Source organism: Halobaculum sp. EA56 (genome assembly GCF_051195075.1).
Taxonomy (GTDB): Archaea; Halobacteriota; Halobacteria; order Halobacteriales; family Haloferacaceae; genus Halobaculum.
Genome location: NZ_JBNTJX010000001.1, coordinates 194,979 through 216,350 on the forward strand (window position 1 = coordinate 194,979; position 21,372 = coordinate 216,350).

Genomic DNA, 21,372 nt, shown 5'->3' on the forward strand with positions numbered 1-21,372 from the left:
ATGTGGCGGTACATCGTGAAGCGCGTCGGGCACGCCCTCTTCGTGATGTGGCTCGTCGCCACCACGGTGTTCTTCGGCCTCCGGGCTATCCCCGGGGGCCCCGTCCGCACGATGCTCGGACAGGAGGCCACCCCGGAGGCGGTCGCGCGGCTCCGCGCGGAGCTGGGGCTCGACAGGCCCCTCGGCGTCCAGTACGTCGACTTCCTCACCGACCTGCTCACGCTGGAACTCGGCCGCAGCATCACCTCCAGCGAGCGGGTGATCACGATCGTCGCCGACGCCGCCCCGAAGACGTTCTCGATCGCGGCCGTCGGCGTCGCGCTCGGGCTCGCGGTCGCGATCCCCGCGGGCGTCATCGGCGCGACGCGGCGCAACGAGCCCGCCGACTACGCCGCGACGATCGCGGCGTTCCTCGGCATCTCGATGCCGGCGTTCTTCGTCGGGATCCTGCTGGCGATCCTGTTCGGGGTCTACCTGAACTGGTTGCCGATCGTCGGCTACACGCCGATCTCCGAGGGCGTCGTCCCGTGGTTCAAGAGCATCGTCCTCCCGTCGATAGCCGTGGGACTGCCGTACGCCGCCGGGGTGACGCGGATGATGCGCTCGTCGCTCATCGAGACGCTCAACGAGGGGTACATGCGCACGGCCGTCGCGAAGGGCGTCGGCTCGCGGGTGCGCCTGTACAAACACGCGCTGCAGAACGCGCTCATCCCCGTGGTGACGGTCGCCGGGATCCAGCTCGCGCTGGTGCTCGGCGGGTCTGTGACCGTGGAGCTCGTGTTCTCCATCCAGGGGCTCGGGCGCGTGCTCGTCAACTCGATCCTCGAACGCAACTACCCCGTGACGCAGATCGCGATCCTGCTCATCTCGGGGGTCTTCGTCTTCATGAACCTCATCGTCGACATCGCGTACACGGCGATCGACCCGCGGATCCGGATCGGGGGTGAGGGCGCGTGAGCGGCCCCGCCGACGGCGCCGACGGCCGCGACCGCGACCCGACCGCCGACTCCCGCTCCGACCCGCGGGACCGGACGGACAGCACGACGACTTCCGCGGGCGCCCGGCCCGACGGCGGGACCGAACGGGGCGACGCCCCGAGCGCCTCCTTCGGGATCTACGAGGGAGAGTTCGGGCCCGGCGAGACGCCCGAGGGCTACGAGGAGCAGGGTCCCGTCGAGGAGCACCGCTCGATGCTCGGCCGGATCGTCGCCACGTTGAAGGCCGACCGGCTGGCGCTGGCCGGGGCGATCGTGATCGTCGTCTTCGTGCTCGTCGCGCTGTTCGCGCCGTTCGTGGCCCCCTTCGGACCCGAACAACAGTTCGGGTTCATGCAACCGCCGCTGTCGGAGTCGACCGGCGACTTCGACGGCGACGGGACGACCGAGACGGTCACCCACTACCTCGGTACCGACTCGTTCGGCTACGACATCCTCACGCGGATCATCTACGGCGCGCGCGTCTCGCTGATCGTCGCGCTCGCGACGGTCGCCGTGGCGTTCTCTATCGGGACGACGCTCGGCATCGTCGCCGGCTTCTACGGCGGCTGGATCGACTCGGTCATCATGCGCTACGTCGACTTCCAGTGGGCGTTCCCCGAGATCATCCTCGGGGTGGGGATCATCGCGCTGATGGGCGGGCTCGGACTCGTCAACGTCGTCCTCGCGATCGGGATCGCGTTCATCGACGACTTCGCGCGGATCATCCGCGGGGAGGTGCTGTCGATACGCGAGGAGGAGTACGTCACCGCCGCCCGCGCGGTCGGCATGGGCGACCTCCGGATCATGTTCAAGGAGATCCTCCCGAACGCGGTCGCGCCGCTGATCGTCCAGGCGACGCTCATGATCCCGCTGGCCATCCTCGCGGAGGCGAGCCTCTCGTTCCTCGGGCTCGGCGTCAAGCCGACGACGCCGACCTGGGGGCTGCTCATCTCCGACGGCCGGCAGTTCATCTCGCAGGCGCCGTGGATCAGCGTGATGCCCGGGCTGGCGATCATGCTCGTCGTCCTCGCGTTCAACACGCTCGGTGACGGCCTGCGCGACGCCTTCGACATCAGCGAGACGGAGGTGGAGTGAATGAGCACCGAACCACCCAGCGGCCGCCCCGGGACGACCCGGTCGGCCGGCCGGGACCCGCTCCTGGAGGTGTCGGGGCTGCGGACGCAGTTCCCGACCGACCGCGGCACCGTCGAGGCCGTCGAGCGGGCGGACCTCTCGATCGAGCCGGGGGAGATCGTCGGGCTGGTCGGCGAGTCCGGCTCCGGCAAGTCGGTGCTCGCCGAGAGCCTCATGGGGATGGTCGAGCCACCCGGCGAGGTCGTCGCCGGCGCCGTGTGCCTGCACGACCTCGACGTCGTCAGGGAGTTCGCCCGCGAGTTCCCCGACGCCGTCGCGGACGTGACCGACGAGGACGCCGCGATCGCCCGGGCGGCCGCCGACGGCGCCCGCTCGGAGGCCGCGGCGGCCGCGAGCCTCGCGGGCCCCGGCGAGTTCGTCGTCGTCCGCGAGCGCGACGCCGACGGCGAGCCCGGCGAGGGGTTCGTCGACCTCCGGCGGGCGCCGGAGCCGGCGCTCCAGCGGCTGCGCGGCGGGCGCATCTCGATGGTGTTTCAGGACCCGATGAACTCGCTGAACCCGACGCTCACCGTCGGCGAGCAGATCGCCGAGACCGTCCGCCTCCACCAGGACGTGGGCGAGTCGGTGTCGCTGTCGGCGGAGCTGAAGCGGAAGATCGTCGGCGCCGCCAAGAACGGCGAGGCGTGGCGCCGGGCGATCGAGATGCTGGAGGCCGTCGAGATCCCCGAGGCCGAATCGCGGGCGACGGACTTCCCCCACGAGTTCTCCGGCGGGATGCGCCAGCGCGCGATGATCGCCATGGCGCTGTCGTGCGAGCCGGACCTGCTCATCGCCGACGAGCCGACGACCGCGCTCGACGTGACGATCCAGGCGCAGATACTCGACGAGTTGACCTCGCTGAAGGACGAGTTCGACACCTCGATCCTGCTCATCACCCACGACCTCGCGGTCGTCGCCGAGACGTGCGACCGCGTGAACGTGATGTACGCCGGCGAGATCGTCGAGAAGGCGCCCGCCGACGAGCTGTTCGCGAACCCCCAGCACCCGTACACCCGGGGGCTGCTCGCGTCGACGCCGCGGCTGTCGAACCCCGACGACGAGATCGAGCCGATCCACGGCAACGTCCCCGACCTCATCGACATCCCGTACGCGTGCCACTTCGCGCCGCGGTGCCCGGAGTCGCTGCGGGAGTGCTTCGAGCGCGAGCCCGACTTCCGCGAGGTGGGCGAGTCACACGAGGCGGCCTGTCTGCGCCGCGGCCCGGCGGGTGATCGCCTGTGAGCGTCGTCTCTGACGCCGTCGGCTCTGCGGACGCCGCGGGCGAGGCGACCCGCGCCGGCGACGCCGACGGCCCGGTGCTGGAGGCCGAGGGCCTCCGGAAGTACTTCTCGCAGTCCGACGGCATCGTCGACCGGATCCTCGGCGCCGGCGGCACGGTGAAGGCCGTCGACGGCGTCGACCTCGACCTCCACGCCGGCGAGACGCTCGCGGTCGTCGGGGAGTCCGGCTGCGGCAAGTCGACGCTGGGCCAGACCCTGCTCAACCTCCACGAGCCGACCGGCGGGACGGTGCGCTACCGCGGCGAGGACATCACCGGCCTCACCGGCCGGGACATGCGGCCGTACCGCGCGAACCTCCAGATGATCTTCCAGGACCCGCTGGCGTCGCTCAACCCGCGTCAGACCGTCGGCGACATCCTCGCGGCGCCGATGAAGGTCCACGGGATCGGCGACTCCGACGAGGACCGCCGCGACCGCGTCCGCGACCTGCTCGAACGGGTCGGCCTGGAGGCGCGCCACATCGACCGCTACCCGGCGCAGTTCTCCGGGGGACAACAGCAGCGCGTCGGCATCGCCCGCGCGCTGGCGGTCGAGCCGGACGTGATCGTCGCCGACGAGCCGGTGTCGGCGCTCGACGTCTCCGTCCAGGCGCAGATCCTGCAGCTCCTGCAGGACCTCCAGGCGGAGTTCGACCTCTCGCTGCTGTTCATCACGCACGACCTCTCGGTCGTCCGCCACGTGGCCGACCGCGTCGCGGTGATGTACCTCGGCGAGATCGTCGAGACGGCGCCCACCGACGAGCTGTTCGAGACGCAGCACCACCCCTACTCGGAGGCCCTGCTGTCGGCGGTGCCGCGCATCGACCCCGCGGCGCGCGGCGGGCGGATCGTGCTTGAGGGGAACGTCCCCTCGCCGATCGACCCGCCCGAGGGGTGTCGGTTCCACACCCGCTGTCACCGGGTGATCCCGCCGGACGACTGGACCGGCGACCAGCCGGCGTTCCGGCGGGCGTTCACCTTCCGAAACCGAGTCGAGAGCGGCGACGTCGACCCGGGGGCGGCGCGGCGGCGGCTGAAGGCGGAAGGCGAACCCACCGACGACGCCGCCGTCGCGGATCACGTCCTCGACACGTCGCTCCCGGGATCGGTCGAGGACCTGCCGCCGGACGCCCGCGAGGCAGTCGAGACCGCCGCGGCGCTCGTCGTCGACGGCGACGACGACGCGGCCGCCGACCGCCTCGGCGAGGCGCTCCCGTCCCCGTGCGTCGACCGGGTGCCCCGGACCGTCGAGCCGGCCCCCGGCCGGACCGCGGCCTGCCACCGGACCGACCCCGAGGCCCCCGCCGAGCCGATGACCGACGGCTGAAGCGGTCACGTCGTCGGGTTCCGGCCTCCCCCCGACCGCTGTGTTCTCCGACCGTCGCGTCCGCTCCCGAGGCGCTGACAGACGGGACCCTCGACGCTGTTCCGCGCCGTGTCGTGTCGGGCCGTTTCGACCCCTAGTTCGCGCGACCGGGTCCCGTGCACCCGCCCTGGCCGCGCGACGGTTCCCTACGTCATCGGGGGTGCTGGGCCCGTCATCGTTCAAAAGGGTTCGCGGGGATCGGCCCCGACGCGCGTCAGTCGAAGATCCGCTCCTTCTTCTCCTCGGTGAAGTCGCCGCTCGCGGCCTCGGCGGCCTCGTACACCCGGCGCAGTTCCGCGAGCGGGTCGTCGTGTTCGTCGACGCGGAGGTCGTGGTAGGCGGTCGCCTTCGGGGCCTTCACGAGCACCGCCGCGGAGCTGTGGCCGCGCTTGTCGCCGCCGGCCTCGCGCCCGGCGTCGAGCGCGTCGAGCAGGCGCGGGACCAGGTCGGCGTCCGGGACGGGGTCGTTCGAGGCGTCGGCCGCCCCGGCGAGGAACGCGTCGGCGGCGGCGTCGAGCGTGTCGCCGTTCGCGAGCATGTTGCCGGCGGCCGTGACGCCCTCCTCCTCCCGAACGAGGTGGCCGCACCACTCCTCGCAGCCGTCGCCCGTGAACGCGAAGGCCCCGCCCCCGTCGTCGACGCCGTGGAGCTGCCGGAGGTCGCTGTGGTCGTCGCGGGCGAGCAGCCCCGGGAGCGCCTCCTCCACGCCGATGTCGTCGAGGAGCGCGATCCCCCGCCTGCCGAGGCGGACGTTGACGAAGCTCTGTGTGCTGACGGCGCCGCGGTGGCTCGCGTAGGGTGCGAGCGCGCCAACCGCCGGCGCGTCAGTCGCGACGCCGACCCCGAACGCCGGCCCCTCCGGCGTCTCCGTTCGGACGCAAAGCGAGAACGTCATGTCCGCGACTCCGAGCGGCGACGCAAAACCGGTCTGCCGAATGTATTCGGTACCACGTTTTCCCGGTACGGGGGGCTTCCCTCGGTATGAACGACCCAGACATCGATCGGTTCGCCTCCCGCCGATCGACGGTGTACGGACAGCGGGGCGTCGTGGCGACCAGCCAGCCGCTCGCCTCCCAGGCCGGTATCTCGGTGCTGGAGGACGGCGGCAACGCGTTCGACGCCGCCGTCGCCACCGCCGCCGCGCTGAACGTCGTCGAGCCAACGTCGACGGGGCTGGGCGGCGACGTGTTCGCGCTGTACCGCACCGCCGACGGCGATGTCGGCGCGATGCGCTCGTGCGGCCCGGCGCCGGCGGACGCGACGATCGAGACCGTCCGCGAGGCGGTCGCCGCCGAGGAGGGGATCGACCCGGCGGACGCGACGATGCCCGACACGGGCGCGCACGCGGTGACGGTCCCGGGGACGGCCCGCGGGTGGGAGGTCACCGCCGAGCGGTTCGGCGAGAAGCCCCTCTCGGAGCTCCTCCGGCCGGCGACCCGGTACGCGATCGAGGGGTACCCCGTCTCGGAGGTCGTCTCCGCGCAGTGGCAGCACGGCGAGGACCTGTTCGAGACCGATCACGCGCGCGACGCCTTCCTCTTCGACGGCGAGGCGCCCGACGTGGGACAGCACGTCACGCTCCCGAAACTGGGCGAGTCGATGCGACGGATCGCCGAGGAGGGCGCCGACGTGGTGTACGAGGGGGAGATCGGCGAGCAGATCGCCGCGGAGGTCCAGGAGCAGGGCGGCTTCCTCACGACCGACGACCTCGCGGCGTTCGAGCCGGAGTTCCTCGACCCCGTCTCGACGACGTACAACGGGACGGAGGTGTACGAGCTCCCGCCGAACAACCAGGGGCTCATCGCGCTGGAGGCGCTCAACATCGCGGAGGAACTGGGGGCCGCCGACCACGACTACGGCTCCCCCGAGCGCGTCCACTACTTCTCGGAGGCGATGAAGCTCGCGTTCCACGACGGCCACCGCTACATCACCGACCCCGAGTTCGCGGACCACCCGCCGCTGGCGTCGAAGGAGTGGGCGGCGAAGCGGGCCGCGGAGGTCGGCGAGGAGTGCAACGACGACGTGAGCTTCGGGGTGCCCGACGCGAACGCGGAGGACGCGGACACCGTGCTCCTGTGCGTCGCCGACGACGAGGGCAACGTCGTCTCGTTCATCAACTCCCGGTTCGCCGGCTTCGGCTCGGGGCTCGTCGCCGGCGACACGGGCATTGCCCTGCAGAACCGCGGCTCCTCGTTCTCGCTGGACCCGGAGCACCCCAACTCGCTGGCGCCGGGTAAGCGCCCGTTCCACACCCTGATCCCCGCGCTGGCGGACTTCGCCCCGGACGACGACGGGACCGACGACTGGGCCGCCTTCGGCGTGATGGGCGGGTATATGCAGCCGCAGGGACACGTGCAGGTGATCTCGAACGTCGTCGACTACGACATGCCGCTGCAGGCGTCGCTGGACGCGGCCCGGTGGCGCTACCGCGAGGAGGGGAGCCTCGCGCTGGAGCCCCACTTCGACTCGAACGTCGCCGCGAAGCTCGTCCGGAAGGGCCACGACGTGAAGACGCTCCCGCCGGCGCTGTTCGGCGGCGCACAGATCGTCCGCAGCGCCGACGGCGTCCTCTCGGCGGCGACCGAGCCGCGAAAGGACGGCAACGCGCAGGGGTACTGATACTGTCAGACGTCCTTCGTGAAGATATTCGCCACCCCCGAGTAGCGAAATTCTTGAAGTGCTCACGTCTGACAGTATGAGCGGGGGACCGCGGCGGGACGGACCCGAAGGCGCGGGTCGGGCGTCGAACGACGCGGCTGCGGGCGACCGCCGCCGGGCGAACTCGGTCCCCGACGCGTCCTCACTCCCGCCGGGTCCTCGGCTCCGGTTCCTCAAGCGGGTACGTCACGTCCTCGGGGTACGGCCCCTCCTCTGTCGGCTGAAGCTCCAGCGCGATACAGAACCGGTCGAGGCCGACCTCCAGCCCCGCGAACAACAGCAGTTCGACGACCGCCTCCTCCGAGAACTCCTCCCGGAGAGCCCCGAAGAACTCGTCGGCCAGCCGATGGGGGTCGGTCGAGAGCTGTTCGGCGAGCGACACGGCCAGGTACTCCCGTCGGGTGAGGCGCTCCCCGTCTACCTCGCCGAACACGGCGTCCTCCTTCGGTGCGACCTCGTCGCCCACGGCTATCGTCCTGACGGTCGCGCAGTAGGCACATCGGTGGCGCTCGGCGATCTTGAGCCGCATCAGCTCCAGCAGTTCGTCGTCGACGTCGTCCCCGCGGCCGAACGCCTCGAACGTCTCGACGATCCGTCGGAACAGCTCCGGCCGGTGCGCCATCGCGCCGAAGAACGCCGTGTCGCCGTACCAGCCGGTCCGCGCGTCGGCCAGCAGGGCGGCGACCTCCGGGTCGTCCGCCTCCTCGGGGTCGAGCGGCTCGGGTCTGGATCCCATGTGCATCGATACCGTGTCGCGCAGTGAGAACCTTTCCGCGACGCGCCGTCCGCACGGGGCACACGCCTCGCCGGTGCGACCGCACGTCCCGTCGGCGCGGACCGCGATATTAAGCCGCTGGACGGCCCACGTCCGGTACATGGTGCCGGAGCCACCGGACGAGCCGGACGGGCCGGAGTCGCAGCCGCCGAAGACGATCACGGACCGCCTCTCCGGCCTGGAGCGGGGCGACACGGTGCGGGTCAACAACCACGAGCGGACCTACGAGGTCGTCGACACGGACACCTACTCGGTCGTCGCCGAGGACGGGGCGGGCTACCGGGTGACGTTCTCGCAGAACCTCCAGACCGGCGGCTGGACGGTCAGCGAGGAGGTGCTGCGGGTCGAAACCGGGTGACGTCGCGGGCCGACCCCGGGCGGACGGGACCGGGGCGCGCGGCGTCGGCCACGACGGGATCGCGGCGAGCGCGTCGGCCTCAGTCGGGCCGGAGGAACAGCCTGAACTCGAGGTCGTCCTTGTGGTCGCCGGCGACGTCCGTCGACTCCTTCCGCATCGGCGTCGAGAGGGACGTCCCCGCGATCTCCGAGCGGTCGCCGAGGCGGTCGGCGAGGCGCTGCACCTCGTTGGCGAGGTCGGCCCGCGACCGGAGGACGACCCCGTCGTGGTCGTCGCCGCGGGCCGCCGCGACCGCCCCGGCGACCGTCGCGACGTCGTCGGACGGCAGGACGAACGCGCTGGCGTACGTCCGCCCGTCGAGGGCGAGCGTGTCCGCCTCGGCCGGGGACCCGTCCGGCTCGTGCCGCTCGGAGACCGCCCGGCGGACCCGGGTCGCCCGCTCGGCCCCTCGGGACCGCCAGCGCTCGGGGGACGCGTCGGGCGGGCAGCGGACGGCGTAGCGCGACCCGTCGAACGTCAACAGCCCGTACGCGACCGCGAGATCGAGCAGTCGCCCGCGGTCGTCCGGCCGGACGTCGGGGTCGAGCCGCTCGGCGGCGAACGGCTCCGTCCCGACGCGCTCGTAGGCGGTCAGGTAGAGGCGGACGCAGTCGTCGATGTCGGGAAGCACGCTCGCTGTGGACATACGTGGACACTCATGGCGCTCGACTCACATGAAGGTGGACTCCGGCGCCGTCGGCCCGTCCGCGTCGGGCGGGGGGCGATCCGATCCACGGCCCGTCGCGACCGGCATCGACCCCGTCGCGACGGTCGGGGAGGTTCCGGGACCGCCCGCACGCCGGCGGGCGGGCGAGGCGGCACGCGGTCGCGGACCGACTCATCAGGCCCAGGGCCAGAACCCGGCCCCCATCAGGTATCCGGCCGCGCCCGTCACGATGCCGACGGCGATGGTGAACCACGCGATCGGGTTCGTGTACTCGTCCCGTTCGAGCCCCAGCAACACGCCGAAGGTCAACCACAGGACGGCCCACACGAACCACAGGGCCGAGAGGCCGACGTCGCCGACCTGCGTGAGTACGATCCACCCCGTCGGGACCGCGACGACCGCGACGAAGAAGCAGTACCACCCGAGCGACCGCTGGTCGTCCTGCCCGGCGTAGGCGTTCCGCCCGACCCACAGATACGTGAACGCGAACAGCAGCGTCCCCGCGGCGTTGAACGCGTTCCCCTCGGCGTTCTCGCCACCGAAGGCCCACCACATCGCGATCAGGAACGTCAACGCCCCCGTGAAGAAGTTGAGCACCGCCGTGTCCCTGCTGTCGGCCTTGCCGAGAAGCCACATCCCGTTGACGATCAACACCGCGCCGACGAACAACAACCCCATCCCGAGTACTGTGTACAGTGCCATGGTCTGATCTCTCCGTATGCCCAACGTGAACAATCAACACGGCAGTAGTTATAGATCACCGTTCAGTTCAAATATAAATAATCAGAATATTTATTATAGCGTATCGAAACGACGGGCGCGGCTCGGTTCGTCACGTCGAGTCACGATATTCGTCTACGAGGCGCTTTGTCGTAGTTTTCGAGGCACCAAGCGAATCAATACTACAGGCAACCGACGCGAATTTGAACCGATTATAACTACTATGGACGGCGGTAAAACGGGTGCTGCATAATCCATTCGACACTATTGCGCGGCCGAATCACCATCATCTTTACAATAGGTATATTTGAACTGTGTGACAATAGTGAACGTGGATCATGCCGGAGACAGTCTTCGAGGTAGACACGGACGCACCGCCGGACGAACAGCCCGACCCGATCGTGAACCGGTGGCATCCGGACATCCCGCCAGCCGCGACGGTCGAACCCGGGGAGAAGTTCCGGATGGAGTTCCTCGACTGGACCGGCGGGCAGGTCAACAACGACGACAGCGCCAACGACATCCGGGACATGGAGCTTGACCCGAACCACCACCTCAGCGGCCCGATCGCGGTCGAGGGCGCCGAGCCCGGCGACATGCTCGTCGTCGACGTCCTCGATTTGGGGCCGTTCCCGGACCACGAGTGGGGGTTCACGGGCATCTTCGACCTGGAGAACGGCGGCGGGTTCCTGACGGACCACTTCCCGGAGGCCCGCAAGACGATCTGGGACCTCAACGGCGTCATCACGGAGTCGCGCCACATCGAGGACGTCCGGTTCCCGGGCTGCGCCCACCCGGGCCTGCTGGGAACCGCGCCCTCGCACGAACTGCTCGAGGAGTGGAACGAACGCGAGCGCGCGCTGATCGAGCGCGGCCCGGACGCGGAGACGGCCGTCAACCACGAGACGCGCGAGGACGTCCCGCCGCTCGCGCTCCCGCCGGAGCCGAACGGCGTCCTCCTGGGGGGAATGGACGACGACGAGGCCGAGGACGCCGCCGAGGAGGCCGCGCGCACGATCCCGCCCCGCGAGAACGCGGGTAACTGCGACATCAAGAACCTCGGCCGCGGCTCGCGCGTGTACCTGCCCGTCTACGTCGACGGCGGCAAGATCACCACCGGCGACCTCCACTTCTCGCAGGGCGACGGGGAGATCACGTTCTGCGGCGCCATCGAGATGGCCGGCTGGATGGACCTGCAGGTCGACGTGATGAAGAACGGCATGGAGAAGATGAACGCCGACTACCCGCTGTTCAAGCCGGGGTACATGGACCCTGACTTCTCCAGCTACGTCGTCTTCGAGGGCTACTCGGTCGACGAGGACGGCACCCAGCACTACAAGAACGCCAACGTCGGGATGCGCCGGGCGTGCCTCAACGCCATCGACTACATGACGAACTTCGGCTACACCCGCGAGCAGGGGTACTTCATCCTGAGCACGGCGCCCGTCGAGAGCCGCCTCGCCGGCGTCGTCGACCTCCCGAACACCTGCGTGACGGTGTCGGTCCCGCAGGAGATCTTCGAGTTCGACATCGACCCCGACACGCTCGAGGACGGCAGCGGCGCCGACGACCGCGGCGAGGTCGCGAAGACCTCCTGAGCCGCGGCCCCTCCCTCGGGTCGCCGAGCCGCCGTCCCGGCATCGACGGCGTCAGTGGCCCATCGAGTGCCCCAGCGCCCAGGGGTACCCCTCGGTGCTGTGGACGAGGTCGCCGGGACCGTGTTCGTGGTCCTCCTCGTGGTCGTGACCGTGGCCCTCGCCCTCGCGGGTGACCGGGATCGTGTCGTCGATGCGGAGGATCAGGTTCGCCGCCTCCGCGGCGCCGGCGATCGCCCGCCGCTTGACGTAAAGGGGTTCGAGCACCCCGAGATCGGCGGCGTCGACGACGGCCCGCGCGTCGAGGTCCAGCCCGGCCCGCGCGTCGCCGTCGTCGTGGGCGGCGCGGAGCCCGACGAGCGCGTCGACCGGGTCCATGCCCGCGGTCCGGGCGAGCGTCCGCGGGACCGCCTCCAGCGCGGTCGCGAAACGCTCCACAGCCAGCTGCTCCCGGCCGGCGACCTCGGTCGACTCGTCCCTGAGCCGGCGGGCCAGTTCGACCTCGACCGCGCCGGCCCCGGGGACGAGCACCCCGTCCTCGATCGCGAACTTCAGCGCGTGGAAGCAGTCGTCGAGCACCCGCCTGGTCTCCTCGGCGACGTGTTCGGTCCCGCCCCGGCACAGAAGCGAGACCTGGTCGAACTCGTCGAACCCGGCGGTCACCACGACGACCTCGGTCGACCCGACCGGGCGCCGCTCGACGCGCCCGGCGCGGCCGACGGTCGCCCGCGTGAGGTCCTCCATCGCCACCGCCTGCCCCCCGGTCGCGCGCGCGAGCTTGTACAGCTCGTCGCGCCGCGTGCGCTCGACGGCGAGGATACCCTCCGCCGCCAGCCCGTAGCGCACGGGGTCGTCGATCGACTGCTGGCAGAAGACGACGTCGGCCCCCACGTCGACGAGGCGCGCGACGTACCCGTCGTACACGTCGCGCTCGTACTCCCGGAACGACCGGTAGTCCTCGTAGGACTCCGGGTTCACGGCGCCCATCCCGGTCGGCTCGTCGATCGAGAGCTGTTCGTCGACGAGCGCGACCGTCGCGTCGCGGAGCTCCCGGGGGAGGTCGGCCGGCGTGACGACGTCCGTCGAGGACTCCTCCAGGTCGATGACGAGCCCCTCGACGACCGCCGAGTCGGAGAACGACCCCCCGGGGACCGTCTTGCGGGTGATCCGCTCGAACCGGACCCGCCCGTCGCGTTCGATCGCCCCGACGGCGTCGACGGCGAGCCCAGCCAGGAAGTCGGTCGCCTCCGCGTCCCACTTCCCGGTGACGACGGTCCGGGCGACGTCCCGCAGCAGGTCGTCGTCGTCCGGGTCGACCGGGACGGTCAGCTCCCCCAGGAGGTCCCGCGAGCGCTCGGCCGCCAGCCCGTACCCCGCGGTGACGCTCGTCGGGTGCACGCCCCGTTCGAGCAGGGACTCCGCCTCGTGCAACAGCTCGCCGGCGACGACGACCGCGGTCGTCGTTCCGTCGCCCGCCTTGAACGACTGCTGGTCGGCCACCTCGGCGACGAGCCTCGCGGCCGGGTGGTCGATGTCCAGCCTGTCGATGATGCTCGCGCCGTCGTTCGTGACGACGACCCGGCCGTCGTCGGAGACGAGCATCTTGTCGAGCCCCTTCGGGCCGAGCGTCGTCCGAACCGTCTCCGCGAGCTGACGGGCGGCGTTGAGATTCGAGCCCCGTCCGGCGTCGTCACCCCCGCTCGCGTCCGAGACCGGCGACCGGGGGCCGGCGGCGTACTGTGTCATGGTATCGTCTGACACACAGTTTCGCGCGCTCCTATATATGTGTCACGCGCTAGTTGGGTTCGCCCCGCGGCGTCCGCCCCCGGGACCTCGCGCACCCCCGATTTCATACCGGAGTGCACCGGACGTGTTCCCGGAACCGATGACGAGTCATCTGCCCGTCGCCCGACGCGGGAGGAACCGATCGACAGACGCACGGCCCGTCGGTCCGCCCGGGCGGGCGCCGGCAGCCTCGGGTCCCGGCCGACGACCGCGACCCCCGCGACGCCGCGACGATGGTCGATAGACACCCGCTCGTCGCGCTGGAGACGGTCGTGCTCGTGGCGATGGGCGGGGCGCTGGGCGCGAACGCGCGCTACGGCGTCGGCCTGCTCGTCCCGGGGCTCGGCGGGACGCTCGCGGCGAACGTCACCGGCTGTTACCTCCTCGGCGTCCTCGTCTACGAGGGTCGGTACACGGGGGTGCTGGCCGACCGCTCGCGCGTCCTGATCGGGACCGGGTTCCTCTCCTCGTACACCACCTACAGCACGTTCGCGCTGGAGACGGTCCGGTCGGCGCCCGCGGTCGCCGTCGGGTACGTCGCGGTCAGCTACGCCCTCGGGTTCGCGGCGGTCCTGGCCGGGCGGGCGACCGCGCGTCGTATCCCGGCGGCCCCGACGCCGACGGGGGGTGAGTGAGCCGTGGTCGACCCGACGCATCTGGTCGCCGCCGGGGGGGTGATCGGCGCGGTGCTGCGCCACCTCGTCGCAGAGGCCGTCGACGGCGGCGACCTCCCGCTCGGCACGCTGACCGTGAACGTCCTCGGGAGCTTCGTGCTCGGCCTCGTCACCTTCCTGGGCCTCGGTCACGACGCCCTCCTGCTGGTCGGGACCGGCGTCTGCGGGTCGTTCACGACGTTCTCGTCGTTCTCGGTCGACACCGTCCGGCTCTGGGAGGAGGGGGACCGCCTCCTGTCGGTCGGCTACGCCGCCGTGAACCTCGCGGGCGCGCTGGCCGCCGTCGGGGTCGCCTGGCTGCTCGTTCGCGGACTGATCGCGACCGGCGGGTGAGCGGCCGTCCGGCGGCCGCCGAAGGCGACCCGTGGAGTCCTCCGCCGCGGCCCGACCCGTGGCCGTCAGGACCGGTCCGGGGCCGTCAGGGTTTATCACTCGGCGTCGCCAAGGCCGGGCCATGCGAAACCCGCTCACACGTCGTGAAACCCTCCGCACGGCCGGCGCCGCCGGGGTGGCCGGGCTGACCGCCGTCGCGGGGTGTTCCGCCGCCCCGGCCGCGACGGACGGCGAGGAGCCGACGCCGACTCGGACCGACGGCCCCGGAGCGACGGGCACCGAAACCGCCGGAGAGGCGTCCGGCGTCGTCGAGACGACTTCCGTCGGGATGAGCTGTTACACCGACGAGGAGGAGTACTTCTTCCGCCCGGCGCTGATCCGGGTCGACCCGGGGGCCGCCGTCTCCTTCGGGGTCGGCACCGCGTGTCGCCAGCAGGCGCTGGCGTACCACCCGGACAACGACGCGCCGCTCCGGATGCCCGAGGGGGCCGAGCCGTGGGCCAGCCCGGTGATGCAGGGGTCGAAGGCCGGCACGTTCGAGGTCACCTTCGACGCGGCCGGCGTCTACGACTACTTCGGTCTCCACGAGGACTTCGGCCAGGTCGGCAGCGTCGTCGTCGGGACGCCCGACCCCGAGGGCGAGCCCGGACTCGCGCCGCCGCAGGAGTCGATCCCCGCCCCGGCGCGCGACCTGCTCGCCGAGCTCAACGAACGAACCAGATCCTACCTGTCTGATCGGGGCGTTTAATTACTGAAACGGCGATTTTACCCATTCTCGGGCCACCCTCAAACACCGATACGGGGCGACTGAAGCGCTGAGAAGCCGGTTGAAGGTTTATCGAAACAGTTTTATGCGGTCAGGCGACCCATGTTGGTATGTCCCAGGATGACATCCGGGGTCGGTTCGATCTCAACAGACGGCAGCTAGTGAAGTCGCTCGGCGTGGGCGGCGTCGCGGGCCTCGCGGGGTGTGCCGGGGGCGGCGGCGACACGACCACCACCGAGGGGGAGGACACGCCGACGCCGGAGGACGACACGCCGACGCCGGCCGACGCGAGTCAGGTGCAGATGGGCGGCGAGCTCATCGCCTCCTTCGGGGCCGACGTGAAGAACTTCGACCCCACCCAGCAGAACGACACCACCTCCTCGAAGGCGTTCGGACTGGTGTACGAGACGCTGCTCCAGACGGACTTCAGCGGCAAGCCACAGCCGCTGCTCGCCACGGAGGTCACCCAGCTCGAGGACGACCTGACGTGGCAGGCGAAGATCCGCGAGGGAGTCACCTTCCACAACGGCAGCGAGCTCACCGCCGAGGACGTGAAGGCCACCTTCGAGCGGTACAAGGGGACGCCCCGCGAGGCCGACGTGTACGACTGGTACGACTCCTCGACGGTCGTCGACGACTACACGCTGAACTTCACGCTGAAGACGAAGTACGCGCCCCTGAAGTTCGCGCTCGGCGGCGTCCCGATCGTGCCGAAGGAGGTCGCGGACGGCGACCTCTCGCTGAAGGACGACCCGGTCGGGACGGGTCCGTACGTGTTCGAGGAGCACCAGCCGGACACCCTCTTCCGGATCAGCCGGAACGAGGACTACTGGTTCACCGGCTCGGAGAACATGCCGGAGAAGCCGCCGATCGAGACGGTCACGTTCCGCGTCATCGTCGAGCAGTCGGCGCAGCTGGCGGCGCTCCAGGGCGGCGACATCGACTTCATGAACAACGTCCCGGCGGACAGCTACTCGGACCTCAAGGACAACGACGACTTCACCGTCACGGAGCGCACCCAGGGCGGGTTCGACCTCCTGGCGTTCCCGCTGGCGGTCACACCCTACGACAACGCGAAGGTCCGCCGCGGCGTCTCCCGGCTCATCCCGCGGGACGCGATCGTCAAGTCCGTCTACCAGGGGATCGGGACGCCGGCGTACTCGCCGATCTCGCCGCTGGCCGCGCAGTTCACGTCGTCCGAGTTCAACCAGGAGATGGGCGAGAAGTACCTCGCGTACAACCAGGAGAAGGCGACGCAGCTCCTGGAGGAGGGGTTCAACGAGGCCGGGGTCTCCAAGCCGTTCAAGACGAAGATCATCACGAACCAGAACCCCCAGCGCGTGAAGTGGGCACAGCTCATCCAGGAGTCGCTCAACTCCACCGAGTTCTTCGACATCACGCTGGAGCAGTTCGAGTGGAACACCTACGTCGGGAAGATCCTCGCCAAGGACTCCCACGAGCAGAACAACCTCATCGCGGTCGGCTGGTCGGCCGGGTGGGACGCCGACGCGTACGTCCACAACCTGTTCTACAGCAAGCAGTTCACGCCCGCCTGCTGTAACATCCCCCACTACGAGAGCGAGGAGGTGGACAACCTCATCGAACAGGGGCTGCAGACGTACGACCTGGAGGAGCGCAAGCAGATCTACCAGCAGCTCATGGAGAAGGTGTGCAAGGACGCGCCGATCACCTACATCCGGTTCGGCAAGGCGATGGACGCCTTCCGCTCGGACGCGGTGAAGGGGTTCCAGACGTACCCGATCGACTCCGGTGAGTACACCGGGATCTTCTCGGCGGCGGCCGAGGCGTTCACCTACGTCGACAAGTAACGACGCGGTCCCGACCCTCTCCACTCATGTCGCTTCAACGATATCTCGTCAAGCGCCTGCTGGTGACGATCCCCGTCCTGCTGGGCGTGTCGCTGCTGACGTTCTCGCTCGTCGAGCTGCTGCCGGGGAACGTCGTCGACTTCATCCTCCAGTTCCAGGAGGCGACCCCGGAACTCCGGGCGCAACTGGAGGCGCAGTACAACCTCGACGAGCCGATCTACGTTCGGTACTGGCTGTGGCTACAGGACGCGGTGTTCTTCGACTTCGGTACCTCGGTCATCTCCGACCGGAGCGTGTCGGCGGCGATCGCGGGCCGGCTCCCGGACACCCTGTTGCTCGGGTTCCTGGGGTTCGCCATCGCCGTCGGCATCGGCATCCCGCTGGGGGTCGTCTCCGCGGTGAAGAACGGGGAGCCCGCCGACGAGGTCAGCCGCGTCGCCGCCCTGCTGGGCATCGCGACGCCGAACTTCTGGCTCGGCCTGATGCTGCTGCTGGTGTTCTCGGTGCAGCTCGGCTGGTTCCGGGTGATCCCGCCGGACAAGTCGCTGTTCACGCCGGCGATGCTGAAGTTCACGATCCTCCCGGCGATCACGCTGGGCACCGCCTCGGCGGCGTTGCTCATGCGGCTGACGCGCTCGTCGATGGTCGAGGAGCTCGGCAAGGACTACGTCCGCACGGCCCGCGCGAAGGGCCTGTCCGAGCGGACGGTGATCCTCAAGCACGTCCTCCGGAACTCGCTCATCTCGGTCGTCACGGTCGCGGCCCTGCAGATCGCCTTCCTCGTCGACGGCGCGGTCGTCGTCGAGCAGGTGTTCTCCTGGCCGGGGATCGGCCGGCTGCTAATCAACGCGATCATCCAGCGGGACTTCCCGATCATCCAGGCGGTCGTGTTGATGATCGCAACGACCATCGTCTTCGCGAACCTGCTCGCGGACATCGCCTACTCGTGGCTCGACCCACGGATCAGATACTAACATGTCTCAGGAATCACGCACACGAACCACGGAACGCGGTCGCATCAGGGTGACCGGGTTCGACGCCGAACAGCTCGCCGAGCGCGGGGAGCTGTTCGATTGGAACCCCGAGGGGAACGACCTCTCGCGCTCGCGCACGGCCCGCGCCTGGCGGCGGTTCAAGCGCAACCGGACCGCCATCCTCGGAGTGTTCATCATCGCGGTGATGGCGTTCGCCGCGATCTTCGCCCGGCCGATCACCGTCGAGGGGATCACGGTCCAGCCGTTCTCGCTGGCGCCGTACGACCCCGGCGCGTCGAACTTCAACGCGCTCGAACAGCCCCCGTCGGCGGCCCACCCCTTCGGGACCGACTGGTCCGGCAAGGACATCTTCTCGCGGGTGATGTACGGCGGGCGGTTCAGCCTCTCGATCGGATTCATCACCGTCTCGATCGCGCTGCTGGTCGGCGTCCCGCTCGGGTCGATCGCCGGCTACTACGGCGGCTGGATCGACGAGATCATCATGCGGATCGTCGACGTGCTGTACTCGTTCCCGTTCCTCGTGCTCGCGATCGCGCTCATCGCGGTGCTCGGCCAGGGGTTCTGGAAGATGATCCTCGCGCTCGTGCTCGTCGTCTGGATCGGCTACGCCCGCCTCATCCGCGGGGAGATCCTCTCGATCAAGGAGAACGAGTACGTCACCGCCGCGAGGGCGCTGGGGGCGCGCGACCGGTCGATCATCTTCCGGCACGTCGTCCCGAACGCGCTCGCGCCGGTGATCGTCCAGGCGACCCTCGGCATCGGGACCATCGTCCTGTCGGCGGCCGCGCTGGGCTTCCTCGGGCTGGGCCTCCAGCCGGGGACCGCCGAGTGGGGGAGCATGCTTTCCTCCGGCCGCGAGACGCTGATCCAGGGCCAGTGGTGGATCACGGTGTTCCCGGGGCTGGCCATCTTCCTGTTCGTGCTGTCGATCAACCTCGTCGGCGACGGCGTCCGCGACGCGCTGGACCCGCAGGGCGAGACCGAGACGGGGAGGCAGCGATAGATGGCCTCCCGCGACGCACCCTCGTCCGCCGCCCGCTCGGGGTTCGACCGCCTCGACTCCGCCGACCGGCCGCTGCTGGAGGTCCGCGACCTGGAGACCGCCTTCTACACCGAGGAGGGGAAGGTCAAGGCCGTCGACGGCGTCTCCTACACGATCGGCCGCGGCGAGCGGTTCGCCGTGGTCGGGGAGTCCGGCGCCGGCAAGTCCGTGACGAGCCTCTCGCTCATGCGGCTCATCGACTCGCCCGGGCGGATCGAGGGCGGGACGATCCGGTTCCACTCCGAGGTCGCCGTCGCGAAGCTCGCCCGTCGCTTCCCCCAGGGGGTCGCGACGAACGACCGCGACGGCTACATCCACGTCGAGGAGGTGGCGGGGACGGACGTGGGCGCCGACCCCGGCGCGGCCGTCCGCGACCGTCCGAAGGACGTCGCCACCGAGTTCGAGGACGGCGACCTGGAGATCCGGCGCGGCTACGTCGACCTGCTTCGCGCCCCGGACGACGCGATGCGGCAGATCCGCGGCGGGGAGATCGCGATGATCTTCCAGGACCCGCACACCGCGCTCAACCCGGTGTACACCGTCGGCGAGCAGATCGCCGAGGCGGTCCGCACGCACATGGACCTCGACGACGACGAGGTCCGCGACCGGGTGATCGAGATGCTCGACCAGGTCGGCATCCCCGACCCGGAGGAGCGCTACTCGGATTACCCCCACCAGTTCTCCGGCGGCATGCAGCAGCGCGCGGTCATCGCCATCGCGCTGTCGTGTGACCCGGACCTCATCATCGCCGACGAGCCGACGACCGCGCTCGACGTGACGATCGAGGCGCAGATCCTCGAGCTGCTGGAGGAGCTGTCCGACGAGTTCGACGTGGCGATCCAGCTCATCACCCACGACCTCGGCGTCGTCGCCGAGGTGTGCGAGCGGGTGATGGTGATGTACGCCGGCCGGGCCGTCGAGAAGGCCGACGTCGAGTCGCTGTACTACGAGCCCAAACACCCCTACACCGTAGGGCTGATGGGGTCGATCCCCCGCATCGGCGACCGGCGCGAGCGGCTGGACACCATCCCCGGCACGATGCCGGACCTCGTCCAGCTGCCGCCGGGGTGTAGCTTCCACCCGCGGTGTCCGTACGCCGAGGAGGCGTGCACGAAGCGCGACCCCGCGCTCGTGGACACCGACACCGGGGAGCTGGCCGACGAGGACGACCCGTCGGTCCACGCGGCGGCGTGTCTGGAGTACACCGGCGAGCTACGGGAGGGACTGGACTTCGAGATCGAGATCCGTGAGGACGAGGACGTGTACGGAGGTGACGAATGAGCATCGACGACCCGGCCGGCGACGGGAGCACCGCCGGCCCTGACGCGGGGACGACCGGGGACGACCCCCTCGTCCGCGTCGACGGGCTGACCAAACACTACCCCACCGAGGAGGGGTTCCTCGACCGGGTCCTCGGCGAACAGCAGTGGGTGCGGGCCGTCGACGGCGTCGACCTGGAGATCGGCGAGGGCGAGACGGTCGGGCTCGTCGGCGAGTCCGGCTGCGGGAAGTCCTCGCTCGGGCGCACCATGCTCGGGCTGGAGGAGGCCACCGCCGGCTCCGTCTACTACGACGGCGTCGACCTGACCGAGCTGTCGGAGTCGGAGATGCGGCCGTACCGCACCGACCTGCAGTTCATCTTCCAGAACCCGTTCGCCTCGCTGAACCCCCGACTCACCATCTCGGACATCGTCGGGGAGGCGCTCGACATCCACGGCCTCGCGGAGGGCCGCGAGCGCCGCGAGCGCGTCGAGGAGCTGCTGGAGATCGTCGGCCTGCAGGCGAGCCACGCCTCGCGGTACCCCCACGAGTTCTCGGGCGGCCAGCGCCAGCGCATCGGCATCGCCCGCGCGCTCGCCGTGGACCCTGACTTCATCGTCTGCGACGAGCCGGTGTCCGCGCTCGACGTGTCCGTCCAGGCGCAGATCCTGAACCTCCTGGAGGACCTCCAGGAGGAGTTCGGGCTGTCGTACCTGTTCATCGCGCACGACCTCAGCGTGGTCGAGCACATCGCCGACCGGATCGCCGTGATGTACCTCGGGGAGATCGTCGAGGTCGGCACGACCGAGGAGATCTTCTCGCCGCCGTACCACCCGTACACCCGGTCGCTCCTGTCGGCGATCCCGGAGCCGGACCCGCTGTGGGACGGCGACCGGGTGATCCTCGAGGGGAACGTCCCCTCGCCGATCGACCCGCCCTCGGGCTGCAAGTTCCACACGCGGTGCCCGATCGCCCACGAGGAGTGCTCCGAGTGGGACGAGCACCCCGACCTCGAGGACGTCGGCGGCACCCACCGTATCGGGTGCCCGTTCTACGAGGAGGTCGAAGCCGAGATGGGCTGAGCCGGGGCCGACGGCGCACGACGGCCGGGTCGGCCGAC

The 21,372-nt window shown here is 70.2% G+C and carries 19 protein-coding genes and 1 pseudogene; 15 read left to right on the plus strand and 5 right to left on the minus strand.

Translation table 11 applies throughout. The features are described 5' to 3' along the window. From ACQUQ1_RS00930 to ACQUQ1_RS00945, 4 genes are read left to right on the plus strand one after another with little or no spacing between them, the layout of a single operon-like run. On the plus strand, positions 1-957 hold the full coding sequence (locus ACQUQ1_RS00930; protein ID WP_435062317.1) for an ABC transporter permease: 957 nt from the start codon (positions 1-3) through the stop codon (positions 955-957). Then, positions 954-2,072 carry an ABC transporter permease gene (locus ACQUQ1_RS00935; protein WP_435062319.1) on the plus strand — a complete coding sequence of 373 codons (1,119 nt, stop codon included), beginning with the start codon at positions 954-956 and terminating at the stop codon, positions 2,070-2,072. The genes ACQUQ1_RS00930 and ACQUQ1_RS00935 overlap by 4 nt, the downstream gene beginning before the upstream one ends. Next, positions 2,073-3,353: an ABC transporter ATP-binding protein gene (locus ACQUQ1_RS00940; protein ID WP_435062321.1), complete on the plus strand. Its 1,281-nt coding sequence runs from the start codon at positions 2,073-2,075 to the stop codon at positions 3,351-3,353. Further along, the gene (locus ACQUQ1_RS00945; protein ID WP_435062323.1) at positions 3,350-4,717 is read left to right on the plus strand and encodes an ABC transporter ATP-binding protein; all 1,368 of its coding nucleotides are present in this window, start codon (positions 3,350-3,352) and stop codon (positions 4,715-4,717) included. The genes ACQUQ1_RS00940 and ACQUQ1_RS00945 overlap by 4 nt, the downstream gene beginning before the upstream one ends. Before the next feature lie 253 nt (positions 4,718-4,970). Here the strand turns inward: ACQUQ1_RS00945 and ACQUQ1_RS00950 are convergent, their stop codons facing one another. Next, positions 4,971-5,651: a DUF1028 domain-containing protein gene (locus ACQUQ1_RS00950; protein ID WP_435062325.1), complete on the minus strand. Its 681-nt coding sequence runs from the start codon at positions 5,649-5,651 to the stop codon at positions 4,971-4,973. 86 nt (positions 5,652-5,737) lie between these two features. On the opposite strand from ACQUQ1_RS00950, the gene ACQUQ1_RS00955 reads away from it, so the two are divergent. After that, on the plus strand, positions 5,738-7,375 hold the full coding sequence (locus ACQUQ1_RS00955; protein WP_435062327.1) for a gamma-glutamyltransferase family protein: 1,638 nt from the start codon (positions 5,738-5,740) through the stop codon (positions 7,373-7,375). 181 nt (positions 7,376-7,556) lie between these two features. On the opposite strand, the gene ACQUQ1_RS00960 is transcribed toward ACQUQ1_RS00955, so the two are convergent. Next, positions 7,557-8,150, minus strand: coding sequence for a carboxymuconolactone decarboxylase family protein (locus ACQUQ1_RS00960; protein WP_435062329.1), 594 nt, complete (start codon positions 8,148-8,150; stop codon positions 7,557-7,559). A gap of 139 nt (positions 8,151-8,289) precedes the next feature. On the opposite strand from ACQUQ1_RS00960, the gene ACQUQ1_RS00965 reads away from it, so the two are divergent. After that, positions 8,290-8,547: a transcriptional regulator gene (locus tag ACQUQ1_RS00965; RefSeq protein ID WP_435062331.1), complete on the plus strand. Its 258-nt coding sequence runs from the start codon at positions 8,290-8,292 to the stop codon at positions 8,545-8,547. Positions 8,548-8,626: 79 nt separating this feature from the next. Here the strand turns inward: ACQUQ1_RS00965 and ACQUQ1_RS00970 are convergent, their stop codons facing one another. Both ACQUQ1_RS00970 and ACQUQ1_RS00975 read right to left on the minus strand, forming a co-directional pair. Beyond that, the gene (locus tag ACQUQ1_RS00970; protein WP_435062333.1) at positions 8,627-9,232 is read right to left on the minus strand and encodes a hypothetical protein; all 606 of its coding nucleotides are present in this window, start codon (positions 9,230-9,232) and stop codon (positions 8,627-8,629) included. A gap of 195 nt (positions 9,233-9,427) precedes the next feature. Continuing rightward, the gene (locus ACQUQ1_RS00975) at positions 9,428-9,955 is read right to left on the minus strand and encodes an AmiS/UreI family transporter (protein WP_435062335.1); all 528 of its coding nucleotides are present in this window, start codon (positions 9,953-9,955) and stop codon (positions 9,428-9,430) included. Positions 9,956-10,311: 356 nt separating this feature from the next. Between ACQUQ1_RS00975 and fmdA the strand changes: the two genes are divergently transcribed. Next, on the plus strand, positions 10,312-11,571 hold the full coding sequence (gene fmdA / locus ACQUQ1_RS00980) for a formamidase (RefSeq protein ID WP_435062337.1): 1,260 nt from the start codon (positions 10,312-10,314) through the stop codon (positions 11,569-11,571). Positions 11,572-11,622: 51 nt separating this feature from the next. Here the strand turns inward: fmdA and thsA are convergent, their stop codons facing one another. Next, the gene (gene thsA, locus ACQUQ1_RS00985) at positions 11,623-13,314 is read right to left on the minus strand and encodes a thermosome subunit alpha (protein WP_435062339.1); all 1,692 of its coding nucleotides are present in this window, start codon (positions 13,312-13,314) and stop codon (positions 11,623-11,625) included. A gap of 272 nt (positions 13,315-13,586) precedes the next feature. On the opposite strand from thsA, the gene ACQUQ1_RS00990 reads away from it, so the two are divergent. The 8 genes and pseudogenes from ACQUQ1_RS00990 to ACQUQ1_RS01025 form a co-directional block, all read left to right on the plus strand. Beyond that, a complete protein-coding gene (locus ACQUQ1_RS00990) occupies positions 13,587-13,988 on the plus strand; it encodes a fluoride efflux transporter FluC (RefSeq protein ID WP_435062341.1) in 402 nt (133 codons plus the stop codon). Between the two features lie 3 nt (positions 13,989-13,991). After that, the gene (gene crcB, locus ACQUQ1_RS00995) at positions 13,992-14,360 is read left to right on the plus strand and encodes a fluoride efflux transporter CrcB (protein WP_435062343.1); all 369 of its coding nucleotides are present in this window, start codon (positions 13,992-13,994) and stop codon (positions 14,358-14,360) included. Between the two features lie 121 nt (positions 14,361-14,481). Further along, positions 14,482-15,108 carry a halocyanin gene (locus tag ACQUQ1_RS01000; RefSeq protein WP_435062345.1) on the plus strand — a complete coding sequence of 209 codons (627 nt, stop codon included), beginning with the start codon at positions 14,482-14,484 and terminating at the stop codon, positions 15,106-15,108. Positions 15,109-15,236: 128 nt separating this feature from the next. After that, positions 15,237-16,955 carry an ABC transporter substrate-binding protein gene (locus ACQUQ1_RS01005; protein WP_435062347.1) on the plus strand — a complete coding sequence of 573 codons (1,719 nt, stop codon included), beginning with the start codon at positions 15,237-15,239 and terminating at the stop codon, positions 16,953-16,955. Between the two features lie 26 nt (positions 16,956-16,981). After that, positions 16,982-17,929 (plus strand): ABC transporter permease, encoded by a 948-nt coding sequence (locus ACQUQ1_RS01010; protein WP_435062349.1) that lies wholly within the window; start codon positions 16,982-16,984, stop codon positions 17,927-17,929. A gap of 1 nt (position 17,930) precedes the next feature. Continuing rightward, the gene (locus ACQUQ1_RS01015) at positions 17,931-18,953 is read left to right on the plus strand and encodes an ABC transporter permease (protein ID WP_435062351.1); all 1,023 of its coding nucleotides are present in this window, start codon (positions 17,931-17,933) and stop codon (positions 18,951-18,953) included. Further along, positions 18,954-20,273, plus strand: coding sequence for an ABC transporter ATP-binding protein (locus ACQUQ1_RS01020; protein ID WP_435062353.1), 1,320 nt, complete (start codon positions 18,954-18,956; stop codon positions 20,271-20,273). Further along, a pseudogene (locus ACQUQ1_RS01025) lies at positions 20,270-21,298 on the plus strand (ABC transporter ATP-binding protein); the annotation flags it as partial. The gene ACQUQ1_RS01020 and the pseudogene ACQUQ1_RS01025, both read left to right, overlap by 4 nt. Between the last annotated feature and the right edge of the window lie 74 nt (positions 21,299-21,372).